This window comes from Actinophytocola sp. NPDC049390, assembly GCF_044466355.1.
Lineage (GTDB): Bacteria > Actinomycetota > Actinomycetes > Mycobacteriales > Pseudonocardiaceae > Actinophytocola.
On sequence record NZ_JBITMQ010000003.1, the window covers coordinates 483737 to 495463 of the forward strand.

At 71.4% G+C, this 11727-nt stretch carries 14 protein-coding genes; 12 read left to right on the top strand and 2 right to left on the bottom strand.

Annotation, left to right across the window (positions count from 1 at the left end; translation table 11 throughout):
* Positions 1–59: 59 nt before the first annotated feature.
* The 3 genes from ACIBVP_RS13285 to ACIBVP_RS13295 are packed head-to-tail and all read left to right on the top strand — an operon-like array spanning position 60 to position 1845.
* Complete coding sequence (locus ACIBVP_RS13285) at positions 60–626, top strand: TetR/AcrR family transcriptional regulator (protein ID WP_396106324.1); 567 nt, start codon at positions 60–62, stop codon at positions 624–626.
* Entirely contained in the window at positions 623–1504 is an 882-nt protein-coding gene (locus tag ACIBVP_RS13290; RefSeq protein WP_396106325.1) for an SDR family oxidoreductase, read from the top strand. Before ACIBVP_RS13285 ends, ACIBVP_RS13290 begins: the two co-directional genes overlap by 4 nt.
* The gene (locus ACIBVP_RS13295) at positions 1501–1845 is read left to right on the top strand and encodes a hypothetical protein (RefSeq protein WP_396106326.1); all 345 of its coding nucleotides are present in this window, start codon (positions 1501–1503) and stop codon (positions 1843–1845) included. Before ACIBVP_RS13290 ends, ACIBVP_RS13295 begins: the two co-directional genes overlap by 4 nt.
* Here ACIBVP_RS13295 and ACIBVP_RS13300 read toward each other — a convergent pair.
* A complete protein-coding gene (locus ACIBVP_RS13300) occupies positions 1842–3458 on the bottom strand; it encodes a PucR family transcriptional regulator (protein ID WP_396106327.1) in 1617 nt (538 codons plus the stop codon). The genes ACIBVP_RS13295 and ACIBVP_RS13300 overlap by 4 nt on opposite strands.
* Before the next feature lie 84 nt (positions 3459–3542).
* Between ACIBVP_RS13300 and ACIBVP_RS13305 the strand changes: the two genes are divergently transcribed.
* The 7 genes from ACIBVP_RS13305 (at position 3543) to ACIBVP_RS13335 (ending at position 10017) form a co-directional block, all read left to right on the top strand.
* Positions 3543–4835, top strand: coding sequence for an aspartate aminotransferase family protein (locus tag ACIBVP_RS13305; RefSeq protein ID WP_396106328.1), 1293 nt, complete (start codon positions 3543–3545; stop codon positions 4833–4835).
* The gene (locus tag ACIBVP_RS13310) at positions 4835–6331 is read left to right on the top strand and encodes a CoA-acylating methylmalonate-semialdehyde dehydrogenase (RefSeq protein WP_396106329.1); all 1497 of its coding nucleotides are present in this window, start codon (positions 4835–4837) and stop codon (positions 6329–6331) included. The genes ACIBVP_RS13305 and ACIBVP_RS13310 overlap by 1 nt, the downstream gene beginning before the upstream one ends.
* A gap of 171 nt (positions 6332–6502) precedes the next feature.
* Positions 6503–6988 carry a hypothetical protein gene (locus ACIBVP_RS13315; RefSeq protein ID WP_396106330.1) on the top strand — a complete coding sequence of 162 codons (486 nt, stop codon included), beginning with the start codon at positions 6503–6505 and terminating at the stop codon, positions 6986–6988.
* Positions 6989–7005: 17 nt separating this feature from the next.
* Positions 7006–8271, top strand: coding sequence for a hypothetical protein (locus ACIBVP_RS13320; protein WP_396106331.1), 1266 nt, complete (start codon positions 7006–7008; stop codon positions 8269–8271).
* Between the two features lie 6 nt (positions 8272–8277).
* Positions 8278–9048, top strand: a complete 771-nt coding sequence (locus tag ACIBVP_RS13325) for an ESX secretion-associated protein EspG (protein ID WP_396106332.1) — start codon at positions 8278–8280, stop codon at positions 9046–9048.
* 365 nt (positions 9049–9413) lie between these two features.
* On the top strand, positions 9414–9785 hold the full coding sequence (locus ACIBVP_RS13330; RefSeq protein WP_396106333.1) for a hypothetical protein: 372 nt from the start codon (positions 9414–9416) through the stop codon (positions 9783–9785).
* Positions 9775–10017 (top strand): hypothetical protein, encoded by a 243-nt coding sequence (locus ACIBVP_RS13335; protein ID WP_396106334.1) that lies wholly within the window; start codon positions 9775–9777, stop codon positions 10015–10017. Before ACIBVP_RS13330 ends, ACIBVP_RS13335 begins: the two co-directional genes overlap by 11 nt.
* Here ACIBVP_RS13335 and ACIBVP_RS13340 read toward each other — a convergent pair.
* Positions 9946–10848, bottom strand: a complete 903-nt coding sequence (locus ACIBVP_RS13340) for a S1C family serine protease (protein ID WP_396106335.1) — start codon at positions 10846–10848, stop codon at positions 9946–9948. The two genes, ACIBVP_RS13335 and ACIBVP_RS13340, sit on opposite strands and share 72 nt — an antisense overlap.
* A gap of 88 nt (positions 10849–10936) precedes the next feature.
* On the opposite strand from ACIBVP_RS13340, the gene ACIBVP_RS13345 reads away from it, so the two are divergent.
* Positions 10937–11248, top strand: a complete 312-nt coding sequence (locus tag ACIBVP_RS13345) for an ArsR/SmtB family transcription factor (RefSeq protein WP_396106336.1) — start codon at positions 10937–10939, stop codon at positions 11246–11248.
* An 8-nt stretch (positions 11249–11256) separates the two neighbouring features.
* Complete coding sequence (locus ACIBVP_RS13350) at positions 11257–11718, top strand: SRPBCC family protein (RefSeq protein ID WP_396106337.1); 462 nt, start codon at positions 11257–11259, stop codon at positions 11716–11718.
* Positions 11719–11727: the final 9 nt, after the last annotated feature.

Consider the following 11727-nt stretch of genomic DNA (forward strand, 5'->3'; position numbering starts at 1 on the left):
CGCCCATCGTACGCAGGCCGCCCCTGGCTGAAATATATAGACTGGTCTATTCTGGTCGCATGGCAGACACCAAGGGCGCCCGGACCAGCGCACGCCTGGTCGAGTCGATGCTCGAGCTGATCCAGACGCGCGGGTACAGCGGCACCGGCCTCAACACGGTCGTGGCGCACGCGAACGCGCCGAAGGGCTCGCTGTACTTCCACTTCCCCGGCGGCAAGGAGGCGCTGGGGGAGAAGGCCGTCGCCTTGGCCGCCGAACGGTTCCGCGCGATGGTCACGCCCGGCGGCACGCCCGGCGAGGTGGTCCGGCGTGTGCTGGACGCCCTGGCCAGGCTCCTGGAGGAGGGCGACTACCAGCTGGGCTGCCCGGTCTCGGTCGTCACCCTCGAGATGGGTGCGGAGAGCGACCGGCTGCGCGCGGCCTGTGCGGACGCGTTCGAGTCGTGGGTCGCGCCGCTGGCCGCGCTCCTGACCGCGCACGGCCGCACCCAGGCGGAGGCCCGCTCCCTCGCGACGGCCACCGTCGGCATGATCGAGGGCGCGGTGATCATGTCGCGGGCCCAGCGGTCGGTGACCCCGCTGCGCTGCGCCGCCGACACCGTCGTGCCGCTGCTGGACCGCCCGTGACCAGGCACGCGCTGGTCTTCGGCGCACGCGGCCACATCGGACGGCACGTGGTCGGCGCCCTGGGCGCCGCGGGTGTCCGGGTAACGGCGGCGCGGCGGAACGAGCCGCTTCCACCCGGCGACTTCACGGAGATCCACCACTGCGCCGGTGCGTACCGGTTCGGCATGACGGTCGAGGAGGCACGCGCGGGGAACGTCGACACCACCCGTGCCGTGGTGGAGCTGGCCGCGCGGCAGCCCGGCCTGCGGCGGCTCGTGTACGTGTCCGGGTACCGGGTCAGCGGGCTCGCGGAGTGGGACTACCGGCGGCTCGGCGCGTACGAGGCGTCGAAGGTGGAGGCCGACGCCGTGTTCCGTGCCCGGGCGGACGAGCTGGGGGTGCCGTGGACGATCGTGAACCCGGCGAGCGTGATCGGCCCGGACTCCGACCAGCAGCTCGGGCTCGCGGCGAACGTGAAGCAGCTGTGGGACGGCTCGATGAAGGCCCTGCCCGGCAACGCGTTCGTGCCGGTCGTGGCAGCCGGCCACCTCGCGGAGTTCATGGCGCTGGTGCCGACCGATCCGTCGACGGAACGCCAGGCGTACTGGCTCCTCGCCGACGACACACCGCTGCTGCCGGACCTGTTGACGCTGGTCGGGACGCACCTGGGCGTGCGGGTGCCGCGGCTGCGTGTCCCGCTCCCGCTCGTGCGGAGCCTGCCCGCGTGGATCACGAAGGCGGACCCGGAGACCCGGTCGTTCCTGTCGACCGACCGCTACCCGACGGCGTCCGCACGCGAGTTCGCCGCCCGCCACGACCTGAAGGTGCCGGACGTCCGCACCCTGCTGTGCAATTGGGCGGACAACCTGGTGGCGGGCTGGATAAGGTCCGCGTCGTGACCGAGACGACCACCCTCTGGCGCCCCACCGGCCCGCGCGAGCTGGAACTGGTGGCCGAGCTGGACTGGCGCGCGTGGCCGCCGAGGCTGCCGGAACAGCCGATCTTCTACCCGGTCATGAACGAGGACTACGCCATCAGGATCGCGCGCGACTGGAACGTCGAACACTCCGGCGCGGGCTTCGTGACCAGGTTCGAGGTGGAGACGGAGTTCCTGTCCCGCTACCCGGTCCAGCAGGCGGGTGGGCGGACGATCCTCGAGCTGTGGGTCCCGGCGGAGGAGCTGGACGAGTTCAACGCCCACATCGTCGGCAAGATCGAGGTCGTGCACGAGTTCCACTAGCCGTTGATCTCGTGCACCAGCAGTGCCACGTGCAGCGACAGCACCGACTCCGGGTCGTCCAGTGAGACGCCCAGCACCTGTTCCACCCGCGCCAGCTGCTGGTAGTACGCCGTCCGCGACATGTGCGCGGCGGAAGCGGCCGCCGACTTGTTCCCGCCATGCGCACAGAAGTGCCGCAACGCGTCCACCAGCCGGCTGCCGTGGGCGGCGTCGCGGGCCAGCAGTGGACCCAGCTCACGCGCGGCGAACGCGGTGACCCGGTCGTCGTCGGCGAGGAGGTGCAGCATGCCGCGCAGCCGCACGTCGTCCAGCCGGTGGTACTGGCGGTCGTCGGGGGTCCGCAGGGACGCCTTCGCGACGTGCGCGGCCTCGATCAGCGTGCGGCGGGCGTCGCTCGTCGAGTCGACCGTCGTGCCGACCGCGACGATCACCGGCAACGCCTTCGGGGCGCTGGACGCGGCCTGGTGGATCTCCTTGGACAGCCTGCGCAGCACGGCGTCCGCGTCCGCCTGCGGGGTCAGGGACAGCAACGCCCGCACGCTGATGTCGTCCACCACGCCCACCAGCGCGGCGACCCGGGCCCGGCGCGCGGCCAGTGCCGTGGCCTCCGCCAGGTCCCGCAGCACCTCCTGCGTCGCCATCGACGGACGCGCCGCCGTCGTCGTGGACGGGCGGACCGACACACCGACCAGCTGACGACGCTGCAGCGGCACACCCAGCGCGCTCGCCCGTGCCGTGATGTCCGCCGCCGTGGTCGTCGAACCGAGCAGCTCGGTCAGCAGGGTCCGGTGCGCGTGCCGTTCCAGGCTCTCCCGGTCGCGGGCCACGAGGCGGTGCACGGCCAGCGCCGACGCCGCCCGCTCCGCGATCACCACCTGCCGGTGCTGCGGCTCGACCGGGCACACCAGCACGAGCCTGCCCCAGTCGTTGCCCCGCGCGCCGACCACCGTGACCAGCCAGCCCGCCTCGGCGTGGTAGCTCGTGCGGGCGTCGACCGTCACCGTCCTGGACCTGGCCGCCCAGTCCGCGACCAGCTCGCGCGGGTCGGTGCCCGCCGCGTCGTAGGCCAGCACGTCGTGGCCCAGCGTCTCCAGCACCACCGGCAGGCCCGACGCCCGCGCCACCTCCCGCAGCACCTCCGCGGGCTCGGCGCCCGCGACGGTCAGCGCCGTGAACGTCTCGTGCACGCGTTCCGCCGCCCGCAGCTCCGCGACCTGCGCGGCCACGATCAGCCCGACCACCGCCTCGGTCACCGCGACGAACCGGGTCTCACGGGACAGCGTGATCAGCGGCAGCTCGTGCGCGTCGGCCGCCTCGACCAGCGCCGTCGGCAGCTCGCGGTGCCAGTGGCGGACCAGCTCGACCACCACGCCGACCACACCCGCCCCGGCCAGCTCCTCGACGTACGTCGTCAGCGCCGCCGGGTCGTCCGGCAGCGCGATACCGGTGGTGAGCACCAGCTCACCGCCGTGGAGCAGGGGCGCGATGTCCGCGATCTCGGCGATGTGCACCCAGCGGACCCGCCGGTCCAGCCCGGCAGAGCCCGCGACCACGGTCGCCATGCCCTGCCGGATCACCGGCAGGGTCAGCACGTCCGCGACGGTCGGGTACATGCACGCACACTGTACGGGCAGACGGCGTTCCGCGATACACACTGTCCATGGCGTGCCGGGGCTCCGCGTCGGCACACTCGGAGCATGGACCGTCTGATCGACCGCCACCGCGCCGTGCTCCCCAACTGGCTCGCGCTGTACTACTCCGACCCGCTGGAGATCGTGCACGCCCACGGGCGGCGGGTGACCGACTCGAACGGCAAGACCTACCTCGACTTCTTCGCGGGCATCCTCACCAACGCGCTCGGCTACGACGTGGCCGAGGTGAGCGACGCGGTCCGCAAACAGCTCGACACCGGCATCCTGCACACCTCCACGCTGTACCTGATCCGCAGCCAGGTCGAGCTGGCGGAGGAGATCGCGAAGCTGTCCGGCATCCCGGACGCCAAGGTCTTCTTCACCAACTCCGGCACGGAAGCCAACGAGACCGCGCTCATGCTCGCCACGCAGTACCGGCGCAGCAACCAGGTGCTGGCGATGCGGAACTCCTACCACGGGCGGGCTTTCGCCACCGTGGGCATCACCGGCAACCGCGGCTGGTCGGCTTCGGCACTTTCACCGGTTCGTGTTTCCTATGTGCACGGCGGGTATCCGTACCGCAGCCCGTTCAAGGGCATGTCGGACGCCGACTACATCGCCGCGTGCGTCGACGACCTCCGCGACGTGCTCCAGACCGCGACCTCCGGCGACGTGGCGTGCATGATCGCCGAGCCGATCCAGGGCGTCGGCGGGTTCAGCTCACCACCCGACGGGCTGTACGCCGCGTTCGCGGAAGTCCTTGCGGAGCACGGGATCCTGTTCATCTCCGACGAGGTGCAGACCGGGTGGGGGCGCACCGGCTCGCACTTCTGGGGCATCGAGGCGCACGGCGTGACGCCGGACATGATGACCTTCGCCAAGGGGCTCGGGAACGGGCTCGCCATCGGCGGTGTCGTGGCGCGCGGCGACATCATGGACTGCCTGTCCGCCAACTCGATCTCCACGTTCGGGGGTAACCCGGTCGCGACCGTCGGTGCACACGCCGTGCTCGACTACCTCCGCGAACACGACCTCCAGGCCAACGCCGCCGCGCTTGGCGACCGGCTTTTGTCGGGGCTGCGGGATATATCTGTCGCCAACCCGGTCGTCGGGGACGTGCGAGGCAAGGGACTGATGGTGGGAGTGGAGTTCGTCGAACCGGGCGGCACGACGCCCGCCCCTGCCGCGGCCGCGCGCGTGCTCGAGGAGACCAGGGCGCGCGGGCTGCTCGTCGGCAAGGGCGGCCTGCACAACAACGTCATCCGGCTGGCGCCGCCGATGACGTTGACGGGTGAGGAACTGGACGAGGCGCTGGGGATTCTGGGCGAGTCGATCGCCGTAGCAGGAGAGGACCGCTGATGGTCGCGAAGATCAGCCACTGGATCGACGGCAAGACGTGGGGCGGGGTGGCCGCGCGCACCGGTGAGGTGTGGAACCCGGCGACCGGCGAGGTCTCCGGGCACGTCGACTTCGCGTCACAGACGGAGGTCGACGAGGCCGTCGCGGCGGCCGCGCGGGCGTTGCCCGCCTGGCGTGACAAGTCCCTGGCGGCGCGGTCCAAGGTGCTGTTCGCGTTCCGGGAGCTGCTGGCCGCCAACCGCGACGAGCTGGCCGCGATCGTCACCGCCGAGCACGGCAAGGTCCTCGACGACGCGGCGGGCGAGGTCGGCCGCGCCATCGAGAACGTCGAGTTCGCGTGCGGCGTGCCCGCGTTGCTCAAGGGCGGGTTCAGCGAGAACGCGTCCACCAGGGTCGACGTGTACTCGATGCGCCAGCCCCTCGGCGTGGTCGGCGTGATCTCGCCGTTCAACTTCCCGGCGATGGTGCCGCTGTGGTTCGTGCCGAACGCGATCGCGTGCGGCAACACGGTGGTGCTCAAGCCGTCCGAGAAGGACCCGTCGGCGGCGAACTTCATCGCCGAGCTGTGGCAGCGGGCCGGGTTGCCGGACGGCGTGCTGAACGTGCTGCACGGCGACAAGGTGGCGGTCGACGGGCTGCTGACCCATCCCACGGTGCGCGGCATCTCGTTCGTCGGGTCCACCCCGATCGCGCGGTACGTGTACGAGACGGGCACCAGTCACGGCAAGCGCGTGCAGGCGCTGGGCGGCGCGAAGAACCACATGGTCGTGCTGCCGGACGCGGACCTGGACCTGGCGGCCGACGCGGCGGTGTCCGCGGGCTTCGGCTCTGCGGGCGAGCGGTGCATGGCCGTGTCGGTGGTGGTCGCGGTCGACCCGGTCGGCGACGAGCTGATCGAGCGGATCAAGACCCGCATGGCCGCGTTGCACGTCGGCGACGGCACGAGGTCCGGCTGCGAGATGGGCCCGCTGGTCACCGCCGCGCACCGCGACAAGGTCGCGTCCTACCTGGACACGGGCGTGTCCGAGGGCGCGTCCCTGGTGGTCGACGGCCGGGGCCACGAGATCGACGGCGCCTCGTCCGGCTTCTGGCTGGGCCCCACGCTGTTCGACCAGGTCCGCCCGGACATGTCGGTGTACCGCGACGAGATCTTCGGGCCGGTGCTGTCGGTCGTCCGGACGGACAGCTACGAGTCCGCGGTCACCGTGATCAACGACAACCCGTACGGCAACGGCACGGCGATCTTCACCAACGACGGCGGCGCCGCACGGCGTTTCCAGAACGAGATCGAGGTCGGCATGGTGGGCGTGAACGTCCCCATCCCGGTGCCGGTCGGCTACTACTCGTTCGGCGGCTGGAAGGACTCCCTGTTCGGCGACACCCACGCCTACGGCCCGGACGGCCTGCACTTCTTCACGAGGACGAAGGTCGTCACGTCCCGCTGGCTCGACCCGTCCCACGGAGGTGTGAACCTGGGCTTCCCCCGCAACGACTGACCGCACCGGACCAGGTTGGCGGGCGGGGTGCGGGGCATTCCTCCCGCGGACTTGATCCAAAGCGGAACCACGGCGCCCCGGCCCCCGTCATAATGCCCGGGTGTACTGCCTGGTCACGGGCGGTAAACTCGGGGCGATCAAGGGCGAGCATGGACGAGGGGCGTGGTGGGCGTGCCTGACGGTGCGAACACGGACAACACGGAGCAGGAGCCGGGCACGGCGGAGGAGCAGGTCGAGCAGGAGATCGCGTCGACCGAGGTGCTCAACTGGTGGCGCTCGCTGTTCGGCCTGGGCGGCGATCCGCAGCCGCACGAGTCGGGCGGCGGCGGCAGCGGCGGGCAGTTCATGTTCGCGAGCCTGGAGGAGCTCGACGGCGTCATCGCGAAGTGGGAAGAGGAACGCGAGGGCATCCTGGCGGACCGCCGGGAGATCTACGAGGCCTACGACTGCATCGCCGAACCGGCCGCGGACGACATGAGCCAGTACCAGGCGCAGGCGTCGCGGGACTCGATCGCCAACATGTTCCGGCACAACGACGCCATGCTGCGTTATGCCGAGAACTACATCGAGAAGCTGAACGCCAGCCGTGAGCAGATGGCGGTCATGGAGGACGGCAACCGCGACCGGCTGCGCAGCATCCGCGCCGTCGAGGCCTGAGGCGAGGAGATCGGGGCATGGGCTTCTGGGACACCTTCAACCCGTTCGCGGGGATGAGCGGCGCCGAGATCTACCACAACTTCCGGGGCGGCACCGGCGACAACGGCGCCGGGCTGTACGGCGCGGCGTTCCGGGTGGAGGCGCTCATCGCCAACTACGGCGAGCGCACCAAGTCGATCACCGCGCTGACCACGAAGATGGAGAGCGCCTGGGAGGGTGACGCGGGCGGCGCCGCCCGCCGTGGCGCGGGTCCGCTCGCGGTCGAGCACGGTCTCGCGGCCGACAGCATGACGACCGCGAACGACACCCTGCACAGCCAGTTCGACGCGTTCCAGACCGCGCGCCGGACGGTCACCGAGGTGCCGCCGACACCGGACAAGCCGAACGCGTGGGACAACCTGACGAGCTTCGGCGGCGCCGGTCGTGACTACGAGTCCCAGATGACGCAGGTCAGCGCCGCGAACGACCAGAACGTCGCGGTGATGACGGCCTACGAGGGCGTGTCGGAGGTCAACGCGTCGCGGATGCCGACCACCTACGGCCGGATCACCGACGACTACGCGCAGGTCGGCATCGAGCGTCCGCCGCCGCCCACGCCGCCGTCCACGTACGTGCCGCCGCCGACGACGGGCCGCTACCCGACTGGCAGCACGAACGACACCGGTGGCAGCACGGGCACGGACCAGAACGGCCCGTCGAACTCGTACAACCCGACGAACCCGCAGAACAACACGCCGAACCAGGACCTGCACGGCACGAACCCGAACGACTTCCGCCCACCGCCCACAGTGGAGCCTCCGCGCGCTCCGCTCCCGCCGGGACAGACCCCCGGCCAGAACCCGAACCACCCCGGTCTGCCCGGCATGATGCCGCCGCCGTCCTTCGGCCCGAACGGCGGCGACGGGACCGGCAGGGGCGGTCGCAACTTCGGTCCAGGCGGCAGCGGTCGCGGCTTCGGCCCGGGTGGTTCCGGGCCGGGCGGTGCGGGCGCGGGCGGCGCCGGTGGTCCCGGCGCCGGTGGCCGCGGCGGCATGGGCTCCGGCTTCGGTCCCGGCGGCGCGGCGGCAGCGGCGGAAGGCTCGGCGGCTCGCGGCGGCATCGGCGGCCCGGGCGGTGCGGCGGGCGGCCGTGGCGCCATGGGCGGCGGCATGGGTGGCGGTGGCCGACGCGGCGAAGGTGAGGACGACGCCGAGCACGAGAGGCCGTCGTTCCTGGTCGAGCCCGACCCGCACGAGACGTTCGGCACCGACGAGGTCACGGCCCCGCCGGTGATCGGCGAGTAGGACACCGTGCTCGAGAAGCCGCTGAAGCTGCACATGGAGGCACTGGCCCGGCTGGTGCGCATGGAGAACCTGGGCGACCTGCACATCACGCTGAAACCGCAACCGATGTGGCGTCGCAAGGTCGACCAGGACCGTGTGGAAACCGAGGCACGCAACGAGTTCCAGCGCCTCGGCCTCCTCGACCGCCGCGGCCGCGTGGAGGTGGAGGTCACCGCGTCGCTGGCCGTGCTGTGCCGTGCCGGTGCCGAGTTCTACGGCTGGATCAACGAAGGCGACAACACGAAGGGCGTCCTGGCGGGCGCGATCGGCCGCGAGGCGATCCTGGCCGTCCGCGACGGCGCGATGGTGACGGTCACCCAGATCCGCCCGGAGACACTGCCGAACGCGCTCGTCGGCCAAACCCCGGACGTGGGCCCACCCCGAGGCGAGGCGGTCAGCATCCTGCGCTCGGACATGCTCGCCACGGTCGGCGGCCGCCAACGCACCGCCGCGGGCGTCGGCATGCGCCCGGCACCACCCGAGGTCCGGATCGTGCAGCAGATCATGGCCCAACCCACCACGGGAACGGGCGAACTGTACGCGGCGGTCCGCGACCGCATGGGCCGCCGCGTCCCGGTCCGCGCCCCCCTCCGCTACGCGGACACCCCGAACGGCCGCTGGCTGAACTACATGACCCCCACCGGCGACGGCGACGAACGCGTCCTGGTAGCCCCGGCCACCCGCGGCGACCTGATCGGCCGCCTACAGGAAATGCACCGCAACCTGACCAGCCGCTAGCCAGACCGCAACGCCACCCGGCACTGGCCTACGGCCGGGCGCGCAGCGCCCGGCCCGCGAAGCGGGCCCCCCAGCACCAAGCAAAAGCCGGGCGCAAGCCCACAAAAACGGCCTGCCTGCCCTCCCGTCACCTGGCGAAGCCCGATCACACCGGGTCAAGGGGCCTGCAAAAGGACACCGTGCCTGAAACACCGGCCCCTTGACGCGGTGTGATAGCCCGGAGGGAGGTCGACGGGAGGGCAGGCAGCCCCATCCTTGCCAAGCCTCAACACGCCGGAATCGTGAGGCCCCCTCCCCGAGATCAGCCCCTCCGGCGAGGACACCACCCACAACGGCCGCAACCACAACAGGCTTACCGTGAGCACATGGAGACCATCGGCATGGTGCTCGTACTCGTCGGGCTGGCAGTACTGACCGCGGCGGTAACCGCGTTGCTGCGCCTGCGCCGCGAGGTGGAGACGGTCGAGACACGAGCCCGTCAGGTGGCCGAACGCATGAACGCGCTCCCCCCAGAGCTGACCGGCCGGTTCGGCACAGGAGACCGGCACGTGATCGTGGTGGAACTGCTCAACCTGTTCGAGCTCGCGCACCGCGAGAGCGCGCTGACCAGGCCGTTCACCGCACTGACGCCGCGCCTGGTGCGGGACCTGGTGCACCGCAGGCTGGTCGGCAAGGTGCGGGAGTCGCTGGCCGCAGCCGGGGTGGCGGCCGACGTGCGGGTGCGCCGTGCTCGCTGAGCTGGTGGTCGTCGGGGGAGCCGCGCTGCTGCTCGGCTCCCTCGTGTTCCTCCGCGAAGTTCACGACCTGCGCCAACAGGTCCGCCGCGCCGACTGGCTGCTCACCCGCGCGGACGCCGCGGTCAGCGAGGCGCGGCGGGCGAGCGTCACGGTCGGTGGCCTACAGCTGGTCGATCACCTGCTGGGCACGGTTGCTCGGAATGGCGAACCCGATCCCGACGCTTCCCGCTGACCCGTTCGGCCCCGACACCGGGGAGTACATGGCCGAGTTGATGCCGACGACCTCACCGGCGGTGTTGAACAGCGGCCCGCCCGAGTTGCCCTGGTTGATCGCGGCATCCGTCTGGATGGCCTGGTAGGACGTCGTGTCGCCGCTTCCTTGCCTGGTGAACGGGAACGGGCTCCGCTGCTCCTCCTCCGACACGGTCACCTTGCGGTCCAACGCCGACACGATGCCCGTCGTCACGGTGCCCTGCAGTCCGCCGGGCGAGCCGATGGCGATGACCTCGTCGCCGACCTTGACGCTGTCGGAGTCGCCGAGCGTCGCCGCGGTCAGCCCGCTGACGCCTTGTGCCTGGATCAGCGCCAGGTCGCTCGACGGGTCGGTGCCCAGCACCTCGGCGTCGACCGTGCGGCCGTCGGACAGGGTGACGGTCAGCGACGTCGCGTCCCCGACCACGTGGTTGTTGGTGAGGATCCGGCCGTCGGACGACAGGATCACGCCGGAGCCGACGCCCTCGCCGTTCGCCGTCGCCACGTTGACCTGCACGACGCTGGGCATCACCTTCGCGACGACCGCGGACACGTCGGTGCCCTCGGTGCCGGTCGTGCTGGACGTGGTGGTGGCGTTCGTCGCGGCGGTGGCGGCGTCGGCGCCGTCGGAGCCGATCACCGCGCCGAGGGTGCCGCCGAGCCCGCCCGCGACGAGGGTCGCGGCGATGACGGCGGCGACGGTGCCTCTGCGGGTGCGCCGCGGCGGCTGCGGTCGCGGTGGCACGGGCGGCGGCGGGTAGGCGGGTCCCGGGTAGGTCCACGGGGGCGTCTGGGGCGTGTTCTCGTTCATGGCTCAACGGTGCGCCCGTGCCATGAGAGAACGCTGTGAGAGCGCACAGGCTTGACTGAGAGATTCGGTAAGTTGTAGCTTACCGTTCGTGTCGACTTACCGATTGGACGCGCTCGGCGCGTTGGGCGACTCGACCAGGCGTGCGATCTTCGCGCTGCTCGCGGCCCGCCCCCGCACGGTCGGCGAGCTGGCGAACGAGCTGCCGGTGAGCCGGCCCGCGGTGTCGCAGCACCTCAAGGTGCTCAAACAGGTGTCCCTCGTGGCCGACACGGCCGAGGGCACCCGGCGGCTCTATCGCGTCGACCCGCGCGGTGTGCACGCACTGCGCGACTACCTGGACCAGCTGTGGGACACCGCGCTGGTCGAGTTCAAGGCAGCAGTCGAAAGGGAAGAGGAATGACCACCGGCATGCGGAACATGTCAGTCACCAAGTCCGTCACCGTTCGTGCGACGCGCACCCGTGCTTTCACCGTGTTCACCGAGAAGTTCTTCACATGGTGGCCCGCGACCCACCACATCGGCGAGGCCGAGCTGGCCGACGCCGTCATCGAACCGGAGGTCGGCGGCCGCTGGTACGAGCGCGGCACCGACGGGGTCGAGTGCGACTGGGGCCGCGTCCTGGCCTACGAACCACCGGACCGGGTGCTCTTGTCGTGGCACCTGCGGGGGGACTGGACCTACGACCCCGACCCGGCCAAGGCCAGCGAGGTCGAGGTCCGGTTCGTCGAGGAGGAGCCCGGCACGACCCGGGTCGAGCTGTCGCACCGGCACATCGAGCGCCACGACGCGGCCGACGACGTGGTCCGCGGCGTCGACTCCCCGAAGGGCTGGGCGAGCATCCTCGAGGCGTACGCGCTGTCGGTGCGGTGACTTAAGGTG

Coding starts and splice junctions, on each gene's coding strand:
- ACIBVP_RS13320 (WP_396106331.1), top strand. CDS start 7,006: ATGGGCTTCTGGGACACCTTCAACCCGTTCGCGGGGATGAGCGGCGCC.
- ACIBVP_RS13285 (WP_396106324.1), top strand. CDS start 60: ATGGCAGACACCAAGGGCGCCCGGACCAGCGCACGCCTGGTCGAGTCG.
- ACIBVP_RS13305 (WP_396106328.1), top strand. CDS start 3,543: ATGGACCGTCTGATCGACCGCCACCGCGCCGTGCTCCCCAACTGGCTC.
- ACIBVP_RS13330 (WP_396106333.1), top strand. CDS start 9,414: ATGGAGACCATCGGCATGGTGCTCGTACTCGTCGGGCTGGCAGTACTG.
- ACIBVP_RS13300 (WP_396106327.1), bottom strand. CDS start 3,458: ATGTACCCGACCGTCGCGGACGTGCTGACCCTGCCGGTGATCCGGCAG.
- ACIBVP_RS13310 (WP_396106329.1), top strand. CDS start 4,835: ATGGTCGCGAAGATCAGCCACTGGATCGACGGCAAGACGTGGGGCGGG.
- ACIBVP_RS13350 (WP_396106337.1), top strand. CDS start 11,257: ATGCGGAACATGTCAGTCACCAAGTCCGTCACCGTTCGTGCGACGCGC.
- ACIBVP_RS13340 (WP_396106335.1), bottom strand. CDS start 10,848: ATGAACGAGAACACGCCCCAGACGCCCCCGTGGACCTACCCGGGACCC.